Below are 21,841 nucleotides of genomic sequence, written 5' to 3'. Positions count from 1 at the left end.
GATCAAGATCGACAATTTGTGAGTTTTAATTCCGATTAATTCGCATCGATTGCGGTGCAAACTCAACCAAAAGGTGGATTATTAACTCTATTAAGAGATGTTAATGAAAAGATCGTCACCGGGTTTCAGCCGATAAAATGACCGTTATGTGTCTGGTTTAACTCATTTACCCTGATTTTAAGCTGTTTTTAACCGCTGGTTTTGTCATTCATCCCGTTTGAGATTAATTTGCTGCTAACCCGCTTGGGGTCTGGATTTAATATATCTGTCCATCCCTTGACAACACTTGCATAGAGTCCCTAAACTTAGCATTTGTGGGAAAAAGTGGATCATTGTGGATCAAATGCTAACAAAAGAGGTGTCATAGCGTGTTTCGGGGTGCCAGTGCTATCAATATGGACGCTAAAGGACGGATCGCAATTCCTGCGAGATACCGTGACGCGTTGCGTGTAGAGCATGCCGGTACTGTGATTATCACTGTTGATATTGAATCTGCCTGTTTGTTGATTTATCCATTACACGAATGGGAACAAATCGAAGCAAAGCTTAAATTGCTCTCAGATACCGTTCCACTTGAACGCTCCTTTAAACGAAAATTACTAGGTCATGCCCAAGATTGTGAACTAGACAGCCACGGACGCATTGTTATTCCGCCGGCTTTACGAAGTTTTGCCAGCTTAGAAAAGAAAACCATGCTGGTGGGCTTACTGAATAAATTTGAACTATGGGAAGAGTCAGCTTGGCAGCAACAAATGGATGACGGTAATACGCTAATCCACAGCCAAGATTTAGCCAGCAATGAACGCCTGGTGAACTTTTCACTATAGAGACCAAAAGGTTAGAAGAACCCAATGAGCCAAGAGTTTGCCCATTTATCTGTATTACTGAATGAGACAGTTGACGGTCTCAATATCCAACGTGATGGCATCTATATTGATGGCACGTTTGGTCGTGGTGGACATTCTCGTCATGTATTGAGCCATTTGGGCGAAAACGGTCGTTTAATTGCGATCGATCGCGACCCTCAAGCCATTGAAGCTGCAAAACAATTTTCTGATGATCCGCGTTTTCAAATCGTACATGGCGGTTTTGGTCAATTAGCGCAATACGTTGATGAGTTAGGGCTGACCGGTAAAATTAATGGTGTGTTATTAGATTTAGGCGTGTCGTCGCCGCAGTTAGATGATGCCGAGCGTGGGTTTAGTTTTTTACGTGACGGCCCATTAGACATGCGAATGGACAACAGCCAAGGTCAAACGGCTGCTCAGTGGATTGCGCGCGCTGAAATTGAAGACATGGCATGGGTATTTAAAACCTATGGCGAAGAGAAAAACTCTCGTCATATTGCCCGTTGTATTGCTGCCGACCGTGAAAAAACACCGTTTTTACGGACTAAAGATTTAGCCGATTTAATCGCGCGAATTACGAAAAATAAAGAACGTAATAAACACCCCGCGACGCGTGTTTTTCAAGCGATTCGTATTTATATCAATAGCGAATTAGAGCAGATTGATCAAGCGCTTGAAGGTGCACTAACCGTATTAGCGCCACAGGGCCGCTTATCGGTGATTAGTTTTCACTCGTTAGAAGACCGTATGGTTAAGCGCTTTATTCGTCGCCATAGTCAAGGTGAAAGCGTGCCACACGGATTACCAATTACAGAAGCTGAAATTAATAAGTCGCGAAAGTTAAAAGCCGTTGGTAAGGCGATGAAGCCTTCTGTAGCAGAATTAGAACAAAATCCTCGTGCCCGCAGCTCGGTTTTACGAGTTGCTGAGCGCTTGGATTATTAGTCTTTGAGGTTAATGTGAGCCAATCGACATTAAGTTTACCTCGAATTGTGTTGCAAGATCTTTGGCGCCACAAGTGGATTGTGCTGCTGGGATTGTTAGTCGTTTCTAATGGCATTGTGGTGGTGTATACCAGCCATGTAACACGACAATTAATCTCGCAGTGGGATCATTTGCTGCAAGAGCAAGATCGATTAGATATTGAATGGCGCAACTTATTATTAGAAGAGCAATCGCAGTCTGAACACAGCCGTGTGACGCGAATGGCAACAAAAGAACTCAATATGGCACGGCCGCTTCCAAAAGAAGAAATCATCATTCGAGTTCAGTGAGCATAGGGATTATGGCGAGACAAGCAAAACGAAAATTAAATCACGAACTGATTCCATGGCGTTTATACGTTGTGGTGGGGTTTGTTTTGCTATTATTTTGCAGCCTGATTGCTCGAGCAGCTTATATTCAAATTATTGAACCTGACAAGCTGCGTCACGAAAGTGATATGCGCACCTTGCGTACCACCAGTAATCAAGTTCAACGGGGATTAATTACCGATCGTAACGGCGATATGCTCGCCGTAAGTGTTCCTGTGCGTGCGGTGTGGGCTGATCCTAAGCATGCTCACGACCAAGATGCATTTAAAGATATGCGTCGCTGGCAAGCGCTAGCGGATGTATTGCAAGAGCCTGTCGATGAGTTGGTTAGTAAAGTAAAAGGCAATCCTCGAAAACGTTTCGTTTATTTAAAGCGCCAAGTCACTCCTGCTGTAGCTGATTATATTGAACAGCTTAAAATTGGCGGGATTTATCTTAAATCAGAGTCACGTCGTTATTATCCAAGTGGTGAAATTGCTGCTCAGTTAATCGGTATTACTAATATCGATGATGTGGGTATTGAAGGTATCGAAAATACCTACAATACCTGGCTGACAGGCACACCATCGAAACAAAAAGTGCGTAAGTCACGCGACGGTAGCGTAGTTGAACGTTTAGATATGGTGCAAGAGGGCGAAAGCTCGAATGACCTTGTATTAAGTATTGATCAACGTATTCAACAATTGGCATATCGTGAACTCAAACGCGCCACAGAGATGTACCAAGCGACATCGGGCTCAGTTGTGGTGATAGACGTGCACACTGGCGAAGTGTTAGCTATGGCAAATACTCCCTCTTATAACCCTAACTCTCGTGACAATTTACAAACTCATCGTATGCGTAATCGCGCATTAACTGACACGTTTGAGCCTGGCTCTACTGTAAAACCGTTTGTGGTTGCCGCGGCATTAGAGGCTGGTACGGTTAAGTCTAATGAGCTTATTCAAACTTCGCCAGGTTGGATGCGTATTGGTGGTCGCCAAGTGCGCGACTCTAACAACTACGGTGATATGTCACTGGCAAAAATCCTAGTTAAATCAAGTAACGTAGGCATCAGTAAACTCGCGCTTTCTATGCCGGTGCAACAGCTATTAGGCACCTATCAGTCAATGGGGCTGGGTAATTATTCTGGTATCAACTTAACTGGCGAAAGTGCTGGGCTTATTCATGACCGTAATCGTTGGTCTGACTTTGAACGTGCCACTTTATCATTTGGTTATGGCTTTACCGCGACACCACTGCAAATTGCGCGTATGTATGCCACGTTAGGCAGTGGCGGTGTGTTGTATCCTGTCTCTATTCTAAAACTCAAGCAAGCGCCTAAAGGCGAACAAGTCATTTCTACTCAGGTTGCTAAAGATGTCATGCAAATGTTAGTGGGTGTGACAGAAGTGGGTGGTACCGCTAGAAAAGCCCATATTGACGGTTATCCAGTAGCGGGTAAAACAGGTACTAGTCGTAAAGCCGTTGCAGGCGGCTACGGTGATGATTACGTTGGCTTATTTGCCGGTGTTGCGCCAGTTCATAATCCTCGCTTAGCAATTTCGGTGGTGATTAACGAACCAAAAGGTGACAAATATTATGGCGGTGATGTCGCGGGGCCTGCTTTTGCAAAGATCATGTCTGGAGCATTACAAATGCTCAACGTTGAGCCAATTTCAGAGCGAGAGGCTATCCATTTAGCCACTGCGCAAGGAGCGCAGCATGATGTTATTAAATGATTTATTAGCACCGTGGTTTCATTACGCTGGTTCAGAGTCGATTAACGACTTAACGCTAGACAGCCGCTGTGTCCGCCAAGGTGGATTATTTGTGGCACTGCCAGGTTATAAAGTGGATGGTCGCGAGTATATTCCGCAAGCTATTCATGCTGGCGCAGCCGCAATATTGATTCATACTGATAATCCTGAACAGCATGGCGTGGTTGATTTACAACAATACCCAGTGCCGTTGGTGTATTTTTTTCAGCTGTCCCGACAGTTGTCTGCAGTAGCTGCCCAATTTTATGCAACCCATACTCATTCGTTAGCACTCATTGGCGTAACAGGGACTAATGGTAAAACGTCTGTTAGCCAAATCATTGCGCAAATTGTTAATTTACTCGGACACCCAGCGGCCGTTATGGGCACTTTAGGGAATGGAGTTTGGGGACAATTAGTCGACAGCGGTAATACAACGGCTGATGCCATTACCGTAATGAAGCAATTAGCTGAATTTAATGCTCAAGCTGTAAAAGTGTGTGCTATGGAAGTGTCTAGCCATGGTTTGGTGCAAGGCCGAGTAGAGGCTGCACCTTTTGAAACTGCTATTTTTACCAACTTAAGTCGCGATCACCTTGATTACCATGGTGATATGGACGCTTATGCAGCAGCTAAAAAACGATTATTTCATTTCCCTAGTTTACAACACGGCGTGATTAACATCGATGACGCGACTGGCGCTAAGTGGTTTGCTGAGCTCGCAAATCGCCAGATTAAGTCATTCAGTACTCAAGGCGAAGCCAGTGCAGATTTTTATTGTACTGATGTGCAATACCATGATGCAGGCGTGACTGCTGTGTTGCATTACCCAGCATTAAATGGCCAGAGTCGCTTATCTGCCAGCATCGAATCACCATTACTTGGCGCGTTTAATTTATCAAATTTAGTCGCAGCTATTGCAGCTTTGTATTTGCAAGGCATGTCGATGACAGCCATGCTCGCTGTGATGCCAAACGTGGTGCCAGTAGCCGGTAGAATGGAGCGTTTTTCTGCTGCCAATAAAGCCACTCTGGTGGTTGATTATGCTCATACGCCAGATGCAATTGAGCAAGCATTAAAAGCATTGCGTGTACATTGCAAAGGCACTTTGTGGTGTGTGTTTGGTTGCGGCGGTGATCGCGACAAAGGTAAACGACCATTAATGGCACAAGCGGCCGAGCAATATGCAGATAAAGTGATGATCACTAGTGACAACGCGCGCAGTGAAGATCCACAAACCATTATCAACGATATTGTACAAGGCATCAGCCAGCCCAATAATGTGTTAACTCATGTTGATCGTATTGAAGCTATTACTCGTGTAGTGGCATTAGCACAAGCAGATGACATTGTATTGCTTGCTGGTAAAGGGCATGAAACCTACCAAGAAGTTGCAGGCCAACGTATCGATTATGATGAACGCGCTTTAGCACTTGCTTTGTCTAAGGACGCATTATGATTAGTTTATCTTTAACGCAAATAGCTAAGCACTTGCAGGGCACATTACACGGTGTTGATTTCGCTAGTGATCATGACATTGCAGCGGTAAGTACCGATAGTCGTAAAGTTGAAGCAAAGTGTTTATTTGTAGCTTTAAAAGGCGAGCGTTTCGATGGCCATGATTTTGCCAAAACTGCTATAGATAATGGTGCTGCTGCATTGTTGGTTGATCATGTTTTGCCGTTTGATATTGCGCAAATTGTGGTTGCCAATACTCAAAAAGCCATGGGTAATATTGGCGCGCTTGTGCGTCGACACGTTAACCCAATTAGCTTGGCATTGACTGGCTCTAACGGTAAAACCAGCGTGAAAGAAATGGTTGCCACTATTTTATCGCAACAACACCAAGTGTTATTTACTGCAGGTAATTTTAATAATGAAATCGGCGTACCGTTAACGTTATTGCGCTTAACTCAAGGCGATGAATATGGCGTGTTTGAATTAGGTGCCAATCATCGTGGTGAAATAGATTACACCTCTTCCTTAGTGCAACCGCAAGTGGCATTAGTGAATAATATTGGTAGTGCACACTTAGAAGGCTTTGGTTCGCTCGATGGTGTAGCCGAAGCCAAATCAGAAATATTTAATCACCTAGTTAATAATGGCACTGCGATTATTAATGCTGATGATAAATATGCTTCTTACATGGTGCAGCGCTCGCAAGATCATCATCAGTTGCGTTTTTCATGTCAGCCGGAGACTGAAGCTGAGGTAAAAGCGATTGATATTCAAGCTGACGAGAATGGCTGTTGTCAGTTTATGTTGACCTTCAATGGTCAGCAAGCTGCAGTGCAATTACCGTTGGCTGGATTACATCAAGTGAGTAATGCATTAGCTGCCGCATCTATGTGTTTAGCGCTTAATATTCCTTTATCTGTTATCGCACAAGGTTTTGCATTACTGCAACCGGTTAAAGGGCGTATGCAACCGCATAAGCTCGGGCGAATGCTGTTAATTGATGACAGTTATAACGCAAATCCAACTTCAGTTAGTGCTGCGATCAATTGGTTGCAACAACGTGATGGTTATCGTTGTTTAGTGCTGGGAGATTTGGGCGAATTAGGCGACAATGCTGCCCCTTTGCATGCCAGCGTTGGATTGCAGGCGAAAAATGCAGCAATAGAGGGTTTATTTTGTTGCGGCAAACTTTCGAGCCATACCAGTGAGGCATTTGGTAGTGAGCATTTTTCAGCACAAGACAAATTGATTGTCGCATTACAACAACACCTCAAAGATGTTGAAGGCAATGTGACTATTTTAGTTAAAGGTTCTCGCAGCGCCGCTATGGAGCGGGTTGTCGACAGTTTATTGAATGCCTATGGGCGTGGGGAGTTAGTGTAGATGCTGGTTTATCTAGCCGAGTATTTAACCCAATTTTATAGCGGGTTTAACGTTTTTTCGTATGTAACGTTCCGGGCTATTTTAGGCTTGTTGACTGCATTAGTGTTTAGTTTGTGGTGGGGGCCGATTTTAATTAAACGTCTGCAAATGCTGCAAATTGGTCAGGTTGTGCGTGATGACGGTCCAGAATCGCATTTTAGCAAACGTGGCACACCAACAATGGGTGGCATACTGATCCTTGCAGGCATTTTTATTAGTGTGTTGTTATGGGGTGATTTATCTAATCGCTACGTATTAGTCACACTGTTTGTATTAGGCAGTTTTGGCGCAATTGGCTTTATTGATGATTATCGTAAGGTTGTAAAAAAGGACTCTAAAGGTCTTATCGCTCGCTGGAAATATGCACTGCAATCTATTGCTGCAATTGTGGTGGCGGTATTTTTATACAGTTCATCGACCATGGGTGGTGAAACGCAGTTAGTCGTGCCGTTTTTTAAAGACGTGATGCCACAACTAGGGTTGATGTTTATTGTATTAGCTTACTTCACTATTGTTGGTGCGAGTAATGCGGTGAATTTAACTGACGGTTTAGATGGTTTGGCTATTATGCCAACGGTGATGGTCGCGGCAGCATTTGCGTTAATTGCTTACTTGTCAGGTCATGCGCAATTTGCCAGTTATTTACATTTACCGCACTTACCGTTAGCCGGTGAGCTCGTGATTGTGTGTACCGCAATGGTCGGCGCTGGCTTAGGCTTTTTGTGGTTTAACACTTACCCAGCACAGGTGTTTATGGGCGATGTAGGCTCATTGGCATTAGGGGCTGCATTAGGTGTAATCGCGATCCTTGTTCGTCAAGAGATTTTGTTAGTGATTATGGGTGGCGTATTTGTAATGGAAACCGTTTCGGTAATCTTACAAGTCGGCTCGTACAAGTTGCGTGGTCAGCGTATTTTCCGTATGGCGCCTATTCATCATCACTATGAATTAAAAGGATGGCCGGAGCCACGTGTTATTGTGCGCTTTTGGATTATCTCATTGTTTTTAGTGTTATTGGGTCTTGCGACTTTGAAGCTACGCTAAGCAATCATTAAGGTAGATATTATGCAATCTAAGTACACGCACATTGTTTTAGGCTTGGGAGCTACTGGGCTTTCAGTCGTGCGTTTTTTAGTTTCTAAAGGTATTAAGCCTTTGGTGATGGACAGTCGTCGTAATCCTCCAGGGGCTGAGACACTGGCACGAGAATTTGCTGATATCGAATTGATAGCGGGCGGATTTGATTGTCGCTACTTAGTGCAATCTAGTCAGATAATTATTAGCCCTGGCGTACCTGTTGATACACCTGAAGTGCGTGCCGCACTGGACATGGGTATTGAAGTCATTGGCGACGTAGAGTTATTTGCTCGTGAAATTGCCGACCGCAAACCTTGCGTTGTCGGTATTACTGGGTCAAATGGTAAATCTACCGTAACCACACTGGTTTACGAAATGCTACAAAAAGCCGGTTTGTCTGTCGCTATTGGTGGCAATATTGGCACACCGGCATTGGATTTACTCAGTGAAGATGCTGAATTTTATGTGCTTGAGTTGTCGAGTTTTCAACTGGAAACCACGCATTCGTTAAATTGTATTGCCGCGACTTGTTTGAACATTAGTGAAGATCATATGGATCGCTACAGTGACTTAAACTCGTATCGCGAAGCTAAGTTACGTTTGTATCCACAAAGTCGATTTGTGATGTACAACTTAGATGATGAGCTCACTTATCCATTAGAACCAATGAATCAAAATCATTTTTGCCTTGGTGTGCCAGAAGGTGATGCCTGGGGATTAAGTGACGGTAAAATTTTTCACGGTGACAGCGAGATTGTTAATTTAAATGAAGTGTCACTGATTGGCAGTCACAACCACGCCAACTTACTTGCGGCAATGTCACTTGCGTATGCCTGTGGTGTCGATAAAGAGTCGATGGTTGATGTGGCAAAGCATTTTGTTGGGTTAAGTCATCGCTGTGAATTGGTGGGTATAAAACAAGGTGTGTCTTATATCAATGACTCAAAAGCTACTAACGTAGGTGCCACAGTTGCTGCGCTAGAAGGGTTAAGCTCACACCTTGGTGATTTATATTTAATTGCTGGCGGTGACGGCAAAGGCAGTGATTTTAGTCCGCTTACTGAGCCTTTGGCCAACATTACTCAACTGATTACTCTAGGTCGTGATGGGCCTAAAATTGCCAAGTTAAAAGCGGACTCAATCGCAGTTAATACCATGGCTGAGGCCGTTGCTAAAGCTGCTGAGTTAGCATCTTCAGGCGATATCGTTTTATTGTCGCCCGCATGTGCCAGTTTAGATATGTATAAGAGCTTTGTGGCTCGTGGCGATGATTTTAAGCAATGTGTGGAGTCGTTAGCCGATGGCGAATAACGAGCAGCAACTCAGCTTGTTTAAACAAGGCTTGAATTGGGCTTTACCGTCATTGTTGTCTGACAACAGCGCGCCGGGAATGCCGCTGTATGATCGTAGTTTTTTAGTCGCGATTATCGGCTTGATGTGCTTTGGTTTTGTGATGGTTATGTCGGCTTCTATGCCTGAAGCTACTAAGCTAACCGGCGATCCGTTTTATTTTATGTATCGCCATGTATTGTATTTAGTTGGCTGTGTTGTGATCGCGTTTTTTGTGCTGAAGTTTGATGTCAGTTACTGGGAAAAAAACAGTGGCATGCTGATGTTAGGCGTACTGGTATTGCTCATTGCCGTGCTGTTTATTGGTACTTCGGTAAACGGCGCAAGACGTTGGTTGTCTATTGGGCCAATACGTATTCAAGTCGCTGAAATGGCGAAGTTTGTGTTTATTGTTTACATGGCGGGCTATTTGGTTAGACGTCATGGTGAATTACGCGAAAACCGTAAGGGTTTTATTAAACCTATTGGTGTATATGGTTTATTTGCATTATTAATTCTATTGCAGCCAGACTTGGGTACCGTGGTGGTATTGTTCGTGTGTACGGTCAGCTTATTATTTTTAGCTGGCGCCAGAATCATCGACTTTATGGCGCTGATTTTGTTAGGGGTTATAACATTTGTGCTGCTGGTATTGTTTGAGCCTTACCGTATGCGACGAGTCACCTCGTTTATGGACCCATGGGAAGACCCATTTGGTAGCGGTTATCAATTAACACAATCATTAATGGCATATGGCCGTGGTGATTGGTTTGGCCAAGGCTTAGGCAACAGTATTCAAAAGTTAGCTTATTTGCCTGAGGCACATACTGACTTTATTTTTGCCGTGATTGGTGAAGAGTTAGGTTTTGTTGGCATCATTATGGTGTTATTGGCGTTATTTTTTGTGGCTATCCGTGCGATTAGGTTAGGCAACTTGTGTTTAAAGATGCAACGTCCATTTGAAAGCTACGTGGCATATGGCGTGGGTATTTGGGTGTGTTTCCAAACAGTGGTTAACGTTGGTGCCAGTATTGGTATGCTGCCAACTAAAGGGTTAACACTGCCGTTTATTAGTTATGGTGGCAGTAGTTTATGGGTAATGACTGCTGCGGTGATGTTACTGGTCAGAATTGATTACGAACGCCGACTGAGTTTGGTGCAAGCCGTCCAAGGGAGAACAAGTTAATGAATAGTAATGTAAGTCGTTCTCCACGTATTTTGGTGATGGCCGGCGGTACAGGTGGGCATGTCTTTCCTGCGCTAGCTGTGGCGAAATATTTGGCCGAAAAAGGTTGGCAAGTACGTTGGTTAGGCACGGCTGACCGAATGGAGGCGCGTTTAGTACCACAGCACGGTTTTGATATTGAGTTTATTGATATTAAAGGTGTGCGTGGAAATGGCCTTATTCGAAAATTAGCTGCACCGTTTAAAATTGTGCGCTCGATTATTCAAGCCAAAGCAGTGATAGATGATTTTAAGCCTAATGTCATTTTAGGTATGGGTGGATTTGCCAGCGGCCCTGGTGGTGTAGCGGGTAAGTTATCGGGTGTGCCAGTGGTTTTGCATGAACAAAATGCGATACCTGGAATGACTAACAAGTTGCTGTCTAAAATTGCTAAAAAAGTATTGTGTGCATTTCCCAATACTTTTGACAGTAACGTCGCGAATGTGGAAGTGGTCGGAAACCCTATTCGCCAAGAGCTTATTGCCTTAGGTGAACAAACCAAAAAACCGCAAGTTGATGCGTTACGCATTTTAGTGGTCGGTGGTAGTTTAGGCGCCAAAGTGCTTAATGATGTGATGCCAGCAGTGGTAGCACATTTAAGCAAACATCATTCAATTACTGTATGGCATCAAGTGGGTAAAAATAACCACACTGCGGTTAAAGCAAGTTATCAGCAACTAGGTCAATTAGACACGGTTAATGTTGCTGAATTTATTGATGATATGGAGGCCGCTTACCGCTGGACCGATGTTGTTGTTTGCCGCTCAGGTGCGTTAACAGTATCTGAACTTGCAGCTGTGGGGCTTCCAAGTATTTTAGTGCCTTATCCGCATGCCGTAGACGACCATCAAACGGTAAATGCATCAGTTTTAGTTGATGCAGGTGCCGGCTTTTTATTACCGCAAACGATTTTAAACGCAGACAACCTTGCTGAAAAATTGCAGTTGTTTGCTGAGCATAGAGAAGAACTCGCCCAAATGGGCCGAAAAGCAAGAGGCGTTGCAGTGTTAGATGCCACTCAACGAGTAGCAGATATTTGTGCCTCAGTTGCAACAAAGGGTTGAAATGACAAAGACAGAAAGATACGCACAGCTTCGTAGCATGATCCCTGAAATGAGACGGATCAAGCGCATTCATTTTGTTGGCATCGGTGGTGCTGGCATGGGTGGTATTGCCGAGGTATTAGTTAACGAAGGTTATCAAATCAGTGGTTCTGACATTGCAGTTAATAGCGTAACAGAACGACTACAAAGCTTAGGTGCAAAAATTATTATTGGCCATCAGGCCCAAAGTGTTGAGCAAGTTGATGTGGTGGTGGTATCTACCGCAATTAACCAGCAAAACCCTGAGATTATTGCCGCAAAAGAATTACGCATTCCGATAGTTCGCCGTGCTGAAATGCTGGCAGAGTTAATGCGTTATCGTCATGGTGTGGCTATTGCTGGCACACATGGCAAAACTACAACCACCAGTTTAATTGCCAGTGTGTATGGTCAGGCAGAACGTGACCCTACATTTGTCATCGGTGGCCTGTTAAACAGTGCAGGCACTAACGCACGTTTAGGCACTAGCCGTTACTTGATTGCTGAAGCAGATGAGAGCGATGCAAGCTTTTTGCACTTGCAGCCTATGGTCAGTGTGATCACCAATATCGAAGCGGATCACATGGATACTTATGGTGGCGACTTTGAAAAGTTAAAAACCACCTTTGTCGATTTTTTACATAACTTGCCGTTTTATGGTGTTGCTGTTATGTGTATCGACGATGATGTTATTCGTGAAATTATGCCGCGTATTGGCCGCCAAGTTGTGACTTATGGCTTTAGTGAAGATGCCGATGTACAAGCGATGAGTTTTGCGCAAAATGGCCATCAATCAAGTTTTACTGTAAAGCGCCATGGTAAAGATGACTTAGACATTGTACTAAATTTACCCGGGCAGCATAACGTGTTGAATGCTTTAGCTGCGATAGCGGTAGCAAGTGAAGACGACATAGACGACAGCGCTATTGTGCAAGCGTTAGCAGAGTTTGAAGGTATTGGTCGTCGTTTTCAGCACTTAGGTGAGTTTGCTACTCCAAACGGTAATGTCATGTTAGTCGACGATTATGGTCATCACCCTAGTGAAGTTTTAGCGACAATTAAGGCTGCACGTGCTGGATGGCCAGACAAACGTTTAGTTATGGCGTATCAACCGCATCGTTATAGCCGTACCCGTGATTTATATGAAGACTTTGTCGATGTGTTATCGCAAGTTGATTGTTTACTGTTACTTGATGTTTATGCAGCAGGTGAAGCACCCATTCCTGGTGCGGATGGGCGAGCGCTGTGCCGTTCAATTCGCTTGCGTGGGCAGATCGATCCCATTTTTGTTGCCAGCCCAGATCAGTTAGCCGCCGTTTTACCAGATGTATTGCAACAAGGTGATTTGCTTTTAACCCAAGGAGCAGGAAATATAGGGGCGTTATCGAAAGAATTAGCCCTTAGCGAATTAGGTTTTAAAGCTCAGAAAGAAGAACAAGGAAATGATTGATTTTTCATCAATTATTGCGTTTAAAAATCGAGCTTTAATCCTAAAGGATTGGTCGATATAATGGCCGATCTTTTGGGGCTAACCCCGGAACAACGTCAGAGGCGGATTTAAGGTGTCGTGGAGCGATAAAGGGCGCCAATTAAAACAGAATCTAGCACGTGTAAATTGGTATTTTTGCACTGGCGTACTGTTTTTACTATGTGTGCTTGGCACAGTTGTTTGGGGTGGAATACAGCTTCATAACCTGCTTAATGATGCAGATGCTCTGCCCATAGAGGCGGTAGCAGTTAAAGGTGAGAGGCTTTATACCACCGATGACGAGATTAAAAATGCGCTGCAGTCCTTAATGCAAAATAGTTTCTTTAGCGCAGATGTGCTGGATGTGCAAAAAGCGTTAGAAGCCTTACCATGGGTTTATCATGCTTCAGTTAGACGAGAGTGGCCGGCAAAATTTAAAGTGACCCTGCAAGAACAACAAGCAGTGGCACATTGGAATAACACGGCGTGGTTGAATGTAAATGGTGAGGTGTTTAATGCACTTGCGCATGCTGAACACGCTAATTTACCTCTATTATCAGGTCCAGAAGGCACTGAACAAGAGGTGTTAACCAGTTTTCAACAGTTAAATGATTTACTAACAATAAATGGCTTCACCTTAGTCAATTTACGTTTAAGTCCTCGTCATGCTTGGCATGCGGTATTAGCCAACGGGATTGAGATTGAGCTTGGGCGAGAAGATAAAATGTCACGGATACAGCGCTTTATTAATGTGTATCCGACGTTGAAGCAAAGTGATAAACCAGTTGCAACCGTTGATTTACGTTACGATACCGGGTTTGCTGTAGGCTGGGGTGATTCAAAACAGAGAGTCGACAATAAATGACCAAAAATCAGGAAAGAAACCTCATCGTGGGGCTAGATATAGGGACATCCAAGGTCGCAGTGATCATTGGTGAAGTATTACCTGATGGTGAGATTAGTGTCATTGGTTTAGGTAACCATCCTTCACGTGGTATGGATAAAGGTGGTGTTAACGATCTCGATTCTATTGTGCGCAGCGTACAACGTGCATTAGATCAAGCGGAGTTAATGGCAGATTGCCAAGTGTCGTCAGTGTATTTAAGTATTTCGGGTAAGCACATTGCTTGTCAAAACGAAAATGGCATGGTGTCGATTAACGACGAAGAAGTGACTCAAGAAGACGTTGACAATGTGATTCATACCGCTCGTTCGGTAAAAATACCCACAGAGCGCCGTATTTTACATGTGTTGCCGCAAGAGTACTCAATCGATGTGCAAGATGGCATTAAAAGCCCTATTGGTATGTCTGGTATGCGTATGGAAGCCAAAGCGCACATCGTGACATGCGCCAACGATATGGCCAAAAACATAACTAAAAGTGTTGAACGCTGTGGTTTAAAAGTCGACGATTTAGTGTTTTCAGGGATTGCGTCAGCAGACTCTGTACTGACTAACGATGAGAAAGATTTAGGCGTATGTATCGTCGATATTGGTGGTGGAACGACCGATATTGCTGTATATACCAACGGCGCATTACGTCATTGTGCAGTTATCCCTGTCGCGGGTAACCAAGTGACTAGTGATATTGCTAAAATATTTAGAACACCGTTAACTCATGCTGAGCAAATTAAAGTGCAATTTGCCAGTGCAAGAAGTTCAACTGTGAGTCGCGAAGATAGCATTGAAGTACCGTCAGTAGGCGGCCGTCCTTCGCGCAGTATGTCTAGGCATACATTGGCTGAAGTTGTTGAGCCAAGATACCAAGAATTGTTTGAGCTCGTGCTTAAGCAGCTGCAAGACAGTGGTTTAGAAGACCAAATTGCAGCAGGCATTGTACTCACCGGAGGCACGTCCTCAATATCAGGTGCAGTTGACATTGCTGAGGCAACATTTGGTATGCCAGTTCGTGTGGCATCACCGTTGCCTGTAAAAGGGTTATACGAATATGTGGATCAACCTATTTACTCTACAGGAATAGGCTTGCTTCATTATGGCGCTAGGCGAGTCATCGAACGTCAGTTCGAGCGACCAGAGCGTCAAGGGGTTACCAGCTTTTTGAATCGGGTCAAAAGTTGGTTTAAAGGTGAATTTTAATAACGCAGACATACGGAGATCAGACAATGTTTGAGATCATGGACACTCATTCAGACGAAGCGGTGATTAAGGTCATCGGCGTCGGTGGTGGCGGCGGAAACGCTGTCGAACATATGGTAAAACACAGCATCGAAGGTGTTGAATTTATCGTCACAAATACAGATGCTCAAGCACTACGTAAATCAAGCGCGGGTTCTACAATCCAGCTTGGACGGGATGTGACTAAAGGCCTAGGTGCTGGTGCAAATCCAGATGTGGGTCGTCAAGCTGCTGAAGAAGATCGCGAAAATATTCGTGCTGCAATTAAAGGGTCGGATATGATCTTTATCGCTGCAGGTATGGGCGGTGGAACAGGTACAGGTGCCGCGCCTGTTGTTGCAGAAATTGCTCGCGAAGAAGGTATTTTAACTGTTGCTGTGGTGACCAAGCCTTTTCCTTTTGAAGGTAAAAAGCGTATGGCCTATGCAGAACTTGGTATTGCCGAGCTAGCTAAACATGTGGATTCGTTAATTACGATCCCAAATGAAAAGCTGCTTAAAGTACTTGGCCGTGGTACTTCATTGCTTGATGCATTTGCTGCAGCTAACAATGTATTACTCGGTGCAGTTCAAGGTATCGCAGAGCTAATTACGCGCCCAGGTCTAATTAACGTCGATTTCGCCGATGTGAAAACTGTTATGTCTGAAATGGGTAATGCCATGATGGGTACCGGTGTTGCACGTGGTGATGATCGCGCTGAAGAAGCTGCAGAAGCTGCAGTTGCCAGCCCATTACTTGAAGATATTGATCTAGCTGGTGCGCGCGGCGTATTAGTTAACATTACTGCAGGTATGGATATAACAATCGAAGAGCTTGAAACTGTGGGTAACCACGTAAAAGCTTACGCATCAGACAATGCTACTGTAGTTGTTGGTGCCGTGATTGATCCTGAAATGAGTGACGAGTTACGTGTTACTGTTGTTGCTACTGGTATTGGCGCAGAGAAAAAGCCAGACATTCAATTGGTTTCTAAACAAGTTGCACGTCCAGAGCCAGTAGCCATTGAGCCTCGTCCAGAGCCAGTTGAAGAAGTTGTTCCTCAAACTAGCTATGCGGCACCAAAAGGCAACGCGGTTCCACAGCCACAACCATCTCAACGTCCTGATGCTGATTATCTTGATATTCCAGCATTTTTACGTAAGCAGGCTGACTAAAACTCGGATAAAACGTGATGTTTTTGCGTGATTAATGAGTACGTTGTTGTAATAAAGGTTATTTTGCAAGCCGGTTCACGGATTTGCTCCTGGGTTAGTGATTTTTTTGTGAAAATCCAAACTTATGGTAGCATGTCATACCAGCTCTGCATGATAGTCTAAGGCTATTTTTGCAACTATTTGTTTAATATTGATATTTACGGGTTACTGAATGATTTTTCAAAGAACTGTTCAAAAAATGGTGAAGAGCACTGGAGTCGGATTGCATTCTGGCAATAAAGTGACTCTATGCATTATGCCCGCACCAGTAAATACAGGGATTGTACTTAAGCGTACTGATCTAAGCCCAGCTGTGTCTATTCCAGCCAAGGCAGATATGGTGCGTGAAACCACTATGTGTACAGCCTTAGTAAACGATGCTGGTATTAGAATATCAACTATTGAGCATTTGTTTGCGGCACTTGCCGGCTTAGGCATTGATAATGCAATTATCGAAGTCGATGCACCAGAAATCCCGATTATGGATGGCAGTGCAAGTCCGTTTGTGTTCTTACTGCAAAGCGCAGGTATCAAAGAACAAGCGGCGCCGAAAAAATACCTGAAAATTACCAAACCCGTGCGTGTTGAAGATGGTGATAAATGGGCTGAATTAAAACCTTTTAAAGGTTTTAGAGTTAATTTTAAAATTGACTTTGCTCACCCAGAGATTGCTCGTAGTCAACAACACATGATTATGGATTTTTCAACTTCAGCGTTTGTTAAAGACATTAGTCGTGCCAGAACATTTGGTTTTATGCGTGATATTGAATACCTACGTGCAAATAATCTTGCGCTAGGTGGCAGCATGGAAAATGCCGTTGTACTTGACGAATATCGTGTATTAAACCCTGATGGTCTGCGTTATGAAGACGAATTCGTTAAGCACAAAATTCTCGATGCATTTGGTGATTTGTATGTCGCAGGTCATGCTATCGTCGGTGAGTTTGTTGCTTATAAAACCGGTCATGCGTTAAACAACCAACTCGTACGTGCACTTCTTGCCCAGCAAGATGCTTGGGAGTTAGTGAGCTTTGACAAAGAGGCTGATGTTCCCGTTAGCTTCATGGTTCCGGGTGCGCTCGCGCACGCTTAATCGTTAAGATTGCCTATTACGGCTGGCTAATGCAGCCAGCCGTTTTAGTTTTTCACCTAGCGTACCATCGACATGTTCCGCTAATGCTTCAATATGTTGTGCTGCAGTTGTACTAATAACGTTTTGATTTGTGCTAACTTGTGGTTTAACTAATGCGAGCCCAGGATTGACTTTAACCTCAATAGCGGTAAGCATCGGAAGTGTGTCAATTTGAAGCTGTTGCAATAGCTTCTGCTTTTGAAAGTTTATTCTTGCAGCCCATGCTGCAGATGTAGTTTCAATAACAAGAACACCCTGGCGGAGATTAGCAACTTTAAGCTGCTCTGCTACAGGACCATTTAATGTCTGTTTTACATATTGATTCAGATTATTGAGTAGTTCTGCTTTCTCGGCAAGTTCAGGCAGTCTCCCAGACAAATGGACCAAATTGCTGAGATCTTGAGGGGGCTTTTTCATATGATAATAAGATGGCTGAATTAGGCTATGAGTGTAACAGTTTTTATTCAAGGTCGAAATGGCGTAACTCGTTGGCAACCTAGCAAACGGTGGTTACTCCTACCTATTATTCTTATGGCCACAGGCACAGGAATATATCAATACAACACTGACCGTTTTGCTAGCCAACAAGCTAAAGTTGATGAAAACAAACAATTACGTCAACAGCAAACACAACAAGTGATTGAACTCAAAACCGCAACGGAAACCCAATTAGCAGCACTTGTTGCTCACGTGGCGAAGATGCAAGCCAAAATTACCCGACTTGAAGCCCTCGGCCAACAAGTTGCGCAAAATAACCTTCTTGATGATCAATTTGATTTCTCAGCTGAAGTTGGACTCGGTGGTTTAAGCGAAATAGGTAATGGCGTCGAATTAAGTCAGCTTATTGATGAAATGAGTAAGCTGGCATCCAGAATTGATAATAATAATGTTCAGTTATCCCTACTTGAAACAGTAGCATCTAATCTCCATATAGATGAAGAGCGTTATATATCAGGGCGGCCAATCGATAAAGGTTGGTTATCTTCGCCCTATGGTTTACGAAATGACCCTTTTAGCGGCCGACGAACAATGCATAAAGGCATTGATTTTGCCGGTAAAGAAGGGGCGGATGTTACAGCAACTGCAGCAGGCGTTGTAACATGGTCAGGAAGCATGCTTGGGTATGGCGAGTTAGTCGAAATAGATCATGGAAATGGTCTTCGCACTCGATATGGTCATAATAAATCTCTGTCAGTAAACGTAGGTGACGTGGTTGCCAAAGGCGATAAAATTGCCAGTATGGGAAGCACAGGCCGTTCAACCGGCCCCCATGTGCATTACGAAGTGTTGCGCGGTAAGCAGCAAATAGATCCACAAAAGTACGTCTACCGCAAAGCAAGTTAATAATATTAACGGTTAATGCGCTCAAATGAGCCAAACCTACAACAGATAAGTGATTAAGATGTTAGGCAAACTACTGACAAAAGTATTCGGAAGTCGCAACGACCGCACCCTGAAAAATCTAGGCAAAATCGTAAATCAAATTAACGCATTAGAGGCTGACTATGAAAAGCTATCTGATGAAGAGTTAAGAGCTAAAACAGAAGAGTTTCGTCAGCGTTTAGACGGCGGCGAAACCTTAGACAGCATTATGGCCGAAGCATTTGCTGTGGTACGTGAAGCATCAAAGCGTGTATTTGAGATGCGTCACTTCGACGTACAGCTTCTTGGCGGTATGGTGTTAGACAGTAACCGCATTGCAGAGATGAGAACCGGTGAAGGTAAAACCTTAACGGCAACATTACCAGCTTACCTCAACGGAATATCAGGTAAAGGTGTTCACGTTATTACCGTAAACGATTACTTAGCGCGTCGTGATGCTGAAAACAACCGTCCATTATTTGAATTCTTAGGCTTAACGGTAGGCATTAACGTTGCCGGTTTAGGTCAACATGAAAAGAAAGAAGCTTATAACGCTGATATTACCTATGGTACTAACAACGAGTTTGGTTTCGATTACCTTCGTGACAACATGGCGTTTTCACCGCAAGAGCGCGTACAACGCCCACTGCATTACGCACTGATTGACGAAGTCGATTCAATTCTAATTGATGAAGCGCGTACACCATTAATTATTTCAGGTGCTGCAGAGGATAGCTCAGAGCTATACACTAAAATTAACTTGTTAATTCCAAGTTTGATTCGCCAAGATAAAGAAGACACCGAAGATGAAATCGGTGAGGGCGATTACAGCATTGACGAAAAAGGTAAGCAAGTTCATTTAACTGAACGTGGGCAAGAGAAAGTTGAACTTCTTCTTATCGAAAAAGGCATGTTAGCTGAGGGTGATTCGCTTTACTCAGCCACTAATATCTCTTTATTACATCATGTGAATGCGGCATTACGTGCACACACACTATTCGAAAAAGATGTCGACTATATTGTTCAAGACGATGAAGTGATTATTGTTGATGAACATACCGGCCGTACCATGCCTGGTCGTCGTTGGTCTGAAGGATTGCACCAAGCTGTTGAAGCTAAAGAAGGTGTCAATATTCAAAATGAAAACCAAACGTTAGCGTCTATTACCTTCCAGAACTACTTCCGTCAGTATGAAAAGCTGGCTGGTATGACAGGTACCGCAGATACCGAAGCATTCGAATTCCAGCATATCTATGGATTAGACACAGTTGTTGTACCAACTAACCGACCTATGGTTCGTAACGATATGGCCGACTTAGTCTATCTGACTGCACCAGAGAAATATGCAGCCATCATTAAAGACATCGAAGGCTGTCGTGAACGTGGTCAGCCAGTATTAGTCGGTACAGTATCTATCGAACAATCTGAACTGCTTAATTCATTATTGAAAAAGGCTAAAATTCCGCACAGTGTACTGAATGCTAAATTCCATGAAAAAGAAGCTGAAATTGTCGCTCAAGCCGGTAGTTTAGGCGCAGTGACTATTGCAACAAACATGGCTGGTCGTGGTACAGATATCGTATTAGGCGGTAACTGGAACATGGAAATTGAAGCATTAGATAATCCAACTGCTGAGCAAAAAGCTAAGATTAAAGCTGATTGGAAAATCCGTCACGACGAAGTACTTGCTGCCGGTGGTTTACACATCCTAGGTACAGAGCGTCACGAGTCACGTCGTATTGATAATCAGTTGCGAGGTCGTGCAGGCCGCCAAGGTGATGCTGGTTCTTCACGTTTCTATCTATCGATGGAAGACAGCTTAATGCGTATATTCGCATCAGACCGCGTATCGGGTATGATGAAAAAACTTGGTATGGAAGAGGGTGAGGCTATTGAGCATCCTTGGGTATCGCGTGCAATTGAAAATGCTCAACGTAAAGTAGAAGCACGTAACTTTGATATTCGTAAGCAACTTCTAGAATATGACGATGTTGCCAACGATCAACGTCAAGTTGTCTATGCACAACGTAATGAGTTAATGGACGCTGAAAGTATTGAAGATACCATTAAAAATATCGAACAAGATGTTATTGCCGGTATCGTCGACCAATATATTCCACCACAGTCACTTGAAGAGTTGTGGGATGTTCAAGGTTTAGAGCAACGTCTCAGTAATGAATTCAATCTTAAACTCACTATTCAAGAATGGTTAGATAAAGAAGAAGACTTACACGAAGAAACATTACGTGAACGTATTTTGGGTTCATGGACAGAAGCTTACCAAGTTAAAGAGCAAATGGTCGGTGCGCAAGTACTGCGTCAATTTGAAAAAGCGGTAATGCTGCAAACTTTAGATGGATTGTGGAAAGAACATCTAGCCGCAATGGACCATTTACGCCAAGGTATCCACTTACGTGGTTATGCTCAAAAGAACCCTAAACAGGAATATAAACGTGAATCATTTGAATTATTCCAGCAAATGCTAGAATCATTAAAGAATGATGTTATTAGCGTACTGTCTAAAGTCCAGGTGCAAGCTCAATCTGATGTTGATGAAATGGAACAACGTCGTCGTGATGAAGAAGCAAAAATCCAACATGCTTATCAGCACGCAGCAGCTGAATCATTAACAGGATCAGAAGAGCAAGTACCAGAAGCACCGCGCACCGTAATTCGTGATGGTGAAAAAGTCGGTCGTAATGATCCTTGTCCATGTGGTTCAGGTCAAAAATACAAACAGTGTCATGGAAAATTAAGTTAATAATCCATCTCACCAATTAAAAGGCAGCGTATATACGCTGCCTTTTTTATTATCATGCTCGATAGAACTCCAGCAAAATAAGCCTTTTGTGGATAACTTTGGGGGTAAATAGTGCGTATCATGTAGTTAAGTACCTAAAGTAATAAAAGATCGTAAAAAGATCGTTTTTTTACTTAAAAGCGCTTGCACTAAATCTTAAGCTGCCTATAATGCGCATCCACTGACACGGCAGACAGCGAAAGCAAAAGCCGGTGAGTGTTATCAAACCATTGAGGTGGCAGAGATAACGGCAAAAA

At 43.6% G+C, this 21,841-nt stretch carries 18 protein-coding genes; 17 read left to right on the top strand and 1 reads right to left on the bottom strand.

Going from position 1 to position 21,841, the window contains the following annotated elements; genetic code table 11:
* The first annotated feature begins 368 nt into the window (after window positions 1–368).
* The 15 genes from mraZ (at window position 369) to lpxC (ending at window position 17,383) form a co-directional block, all read left to right on the top strand.
* A complete protein-coding gene (gene mraZ, locus IEY40_RS18855; protein WP_188958981.1) occupies window positions 369–827 on the top strand; it encodes a division/cell wall cluster transcriptional repressor MraZ in 459 nt (152 codons plus the stop codon).
* A 24-nt stretch (window positions 828–851) separates the two neighbouring features.
* On the top strand, window positions 852–1,793 hold the full coding sequence (rsmH, locus tag IEY40_RS18850; protein ID WP_188958979.1) for a 16S rRNA (cytosine(1402)-N(4))-methyltransferase RsmH: 942 nt from the start codon (window positions 852–854) through the stop codon (window positions 1,791–1,793).
* 14 nt (window positions 1,794–1,807) lie between these two features.
* Window positions 1,808–2,122 carry a cell division protein FtsL gene (gene ftsL, locus IEY40_RS18845; RefSeq protein ID WP_188958977.1) on the top strand — a complete coding sequence of 105 codons (315 nt, stop codon included), beginning with the start codon at window positions 1,808–1,810 and terminating at the stop codon, window positions 2,120–2,122.
* 11 nt (window positions 2,123–2,133) lie between these two features.
* On the top strand, window positions 2,134–3,882 hold the full coding sequence (locus tag IEY40_RS18840) for a penicillin-binding transpeptidase domain-containing protein (protein WP_188958974.1): 1,749 nt from the start codon (window positions 2,134–2,136) through the stop codon (window positions 3,880–3,882).
* Window positions 3,866–5,359, top strand: coding sequence for a UDP-N-acetylmuramoyl-L-alanyl-D-glutamate--2,6-diaminopimelate ligase (murE, locus tag IEY40_RS18835; RefSeq protein WP_188958972.1), 1,494 nt, complete (start codon window positions 3,866–3,868; stop codon window positions 5,357–5,359). The genes IEY40_RS18840 and murE overlap by 17 nt, the downstream gene beginning before the upstream one ends.
* Window positions 5,356–6,741, top strand: coding sequence for a UDP-N-acetylmuramoyl-tripeptide--D-alanyl-D-alanine ligase (locus IEY40_RS18830; RefSeq protein ID WP_188958970.1), 1,386 nt, complete (start codon window positions 5,356–5,358; stop codon window positions 6,739–6,741). The genes murE and IEY40_RS18830 overlap by 4 nt, the downstream gene beginning before the upstream one ends.
* Window positions 6,742–7,824, top strand: a complete 1,083-nt coding sequence (gene mraY / locus IEY40_RS18825) for a phospho-N-acetylmuramoyl-pentapeptide-transferase (protein ID WP_188958968.1) — start codon at window positions 6,742–6,744, stop codon at window positions 7,822–7,824.
* 21 nt (window positions 7,825–7,845) lie between these two features.
* Entirely contained in the window at window positions 7,846–9,168 is a 1,323-nt protein-coding gene (murD, locus tag IEY40_RS18820) for a UDP-N-acetylmuramoyl-L-alanine--D-glutamate ligase (protein ID WP_188958966.1), read from the top strand.
* Window positions 9,158–10,372, top strand: coding sequence for a cell division protein FtsW (gene ftsW / locus IEY40_RS18815; RefSeq protein WP_188958964.1), 1,215 nt, complete (start codon window positions 9,158–9,160; stop codon window positions 10,370–10,372). Before murD ends, ftsW begins: the two co-directional genes overlap by 11 nt.
* Window positions 10,372–11,475 (top strand): undecaprenyldiphospho-muramoylpentapeptide beta-N-acetylglucosaminyltransferase, encoded by a 1,104-nt coding sequence (gene murG / locus IEY40_RS18810; RefSeq protein WP_188958962.1) that lies wholly within the window; start codon window positions 10,372–10,374, stop codon window positions 11,473–11,475. Before ftsW ends, murG begins: the two co-directional genes overlap by 1 nt.
* A 1-nt stretch (window position 11,476) precedes the next feature.
* Window positions 11,477–12,943, top strand: coding sequence for a UDP-N-acetylmuramate--L-alanine ligase (murC, locus tag IEY40_RS18805; RefSeq protein WP_188958960.1), 1,467 nt, complete (start codon window positions 11,477–11,479; stop codon window positions 12,941–12,943).
* 112 nt (window positions 12,944–13,055) lie between these two features.
* The gene (locus tag IEY40_RS18800; RefSeq protein ID WP_188958958.1) at window positions 13,056–13,826 is read left to right on the top strand and encodes a cell division protein FtsQ/DivIB; all 771 of its coding nucleotides are present in this window, start codon (window positions 13,056–13,058) and stop codon (window positions 13,824–13,826) included.
* On the top strand, window positions 13,823–15,058 hold the full coding sequence (gene ftsA, locus IEY40_RS18795) for a cell division protein FtsA (protein ID WP_101088499.1): 1,236 nt from the start codon (window positions 13,823–13,825) through the stop codon (window positions 15,056–15,058). The genes IEY40_RS18800 and ftsA overlap by 4 nt, the downstream gene beginning before the upstream one ends.
* Before the next feature lie 26 nt (window positions 15,059–15,084).
* Window positions 15,085–16,251, top strand: coding sequence for a cell division protein FtsZ (gene ftsZ, locus IEY40_RS18790; RefSeq protein ID WP_188958956.1), 1,167 nt, complete (start codon window positions 15,085–15,087; stop codon window positions 16,249–16,251).
* 211 nt (window positions 16,252–16,462) lie between these two features.
* Window positions 16,463–17,383: a UDP-3-O-acyl-N-acetylglucosamine deacetylase gene (gene lpxC, locus IEY40_RS18785; RefSeq protein ID WP_160054524.1), complete on the top strand. Its 921-nt coding sequence runs from the start codon at window positions 16,463–16,465 to the stop codon at window positions 17,381–17,383.
* 3 nt (window positions 17,384–17,386) lie between these two features.
* On the opposite strand, the gene IEY40_RS18780 is transcribed toward lpxC, so the two are convergent.
* On the bottom strand, window positions 17,387–17,839 hold the full coding sequence (locus IEY40_RS18780) for a DUF721 domain-containing protein (RefSeq protein ID WP_188958953.1): 453 nt from the start codon (window positions 17,837–17,839) through the stop codon (window positions 17,387–17,389).
* 27 nt (window positions 17,840–17,866) lie between these two features.
* On the opposite strand from IEY40_RS18780, the gene IEY40_RS18775 reads away from it, so the two are divergent.
* Complete coding sequence (locus tag IEY40_RS18775) at window positions 17,867–18,766, top strand: M23 family metallopeptidase (RefSeq protein ID WP_188958951.1); 900 nt, start codon at window positions 17,867–17,869, stop codon at window positions 18,764–18,766.
* A gap of 58 nt (window positions 18,767–18,824) precedes the next feature.
* The gene (gene secA, locus IEY40_RS18770) at window positions 18,825–21,545 is read left to right on the top strand and encodes a preprotein translocase subunit SecA (protein WP_188958949.1); all 2,721 of its coding nucleotides are present in this window, start codon (window positions 18,825–18,827) and stop codon (window positions 21,543–21,545) included.
* Window positions 21,546–21,841: the final 296 nt, after the last annotated feature.

Source organism: Shewanella ulleungensis, from assembly GCF_014648315.1.
Lineage (GTDB): Bacteria > Pseudomonadota > Gammaproteobacteria > Enterobacterales > Shewanellaceae > Shewanella > Shewanella ulleungensis.
Note: the sequence above shows the minus strand (reverse complement) of the source record. Positions and strands in the feature narration are given on the sequence as shown.

What these genes read in the sequence shown, in the direction of transcription:
- rsmH (WP_188958979.1), top strand. Translation starts at nt 852, where the DNA reads ATGAGCCAAGAGTTTGCCCATTTATCTGTATTACTGAATGAGACAGTT.
- IEY40_RS18840 (WP_188958974.1), top strand. Translation starts at nt 2,134, where the DNA reads ATGGCGAGACAAGCAAAACGAAAATTAAATCACGAACTGATTCCATGG.
- murE (WP_188958972.1), top strand. Translation starts at nt 3,866, where the DNA reads ATGATGTTATTAAATGATTTATTAGCACCGTGGTTTCATTACGCTGGT.
- IEY40_RS18830 (WP_188958970.1), top strand. Translation starts at nt 5,356, where the DNA reads ATGATTAGTTTATCTTTAACGCAAATAGCTAAGCACTTGCAGGGCACA.
- mraY (WP_188958968.1), top strand. Translation starts at nt 6,742, where the DNA reads ATGCTGGTTTATCTAGCCGAGTATTTAACCCAATTTTATAGCGGGTTT.
- murD (WP_188958966.1), top strand. Translation starts at nt 7,846, where the DNA reads ATGCAATCTAAGTACACGCACATTGTTTTAGGCTTGGGAGCTACTGGG.
- ftsW (WP_188958964.1), top strand. Translation starts at nt 9,158, where the DNA reads ATGGCGAATAACGAGCAGCAACTCAGCTTGTTTAAACAAGGCTTGAAT.
- murG (WP_188958962.1), top strand. Translation starts at nt 10,372, where the DNA reads ATGAATAGTAATGTAAGTCGTTCTCCACGTATTTTGGTGATGGCCGGC.
- murC (WP_188958960.1), top strand. Translation starts at nt 11,477, where the DNA reads ATGACAAAGACAGAAAGATACGCACAGCTTCGTAGCATGATCCCTGAA.
- ftsA (WP_101088499.1), top strand. Translation starts at nt 13,823, where the DNA reads ATGACCAAAAATCAGGAAAGAAACCTCATCGTGGGGCTAGATATAGGG.
- ftsZ (WP_188958956.1), top strand. Translation starts at nt 15,085, where the DNA reads ATGTTTGAGATCATGGACACTCATTCAGACGAAGCGGTGATTAAGGTC.
- lpxC (WP_160054524.1), top strand. Translation starts at nt 16,463, where the DNA reads ATGATTTTTCAAAGAACTGTTCAAAAAATGGTGAAGAGCACTGGAGTC.
- IEY40_RS18780 (WP_188958953.1), bottom strand. Translation starts at nt 17,839, where the DNA reads ATGAAAAAGCCCCCTCAAGATCTCAGCAATTTGGTCCATTTGTCTGGG.
- IEY40_RS18775 (WP_188958951.1), top strand. Translation starts at nt 17,867, where the DNA reads ATGAGTGTAACAGTTTTTATTCAAGGTCGAAATGGCGTAACTCGTTGG.
- secA (WP_188958949.1), top strand. Translation starts at nt 18,825, where the DNA reads ATGTTAGGCAAACTACTGACAAAAGTATTCGGAAGTCGCAACGACCGC.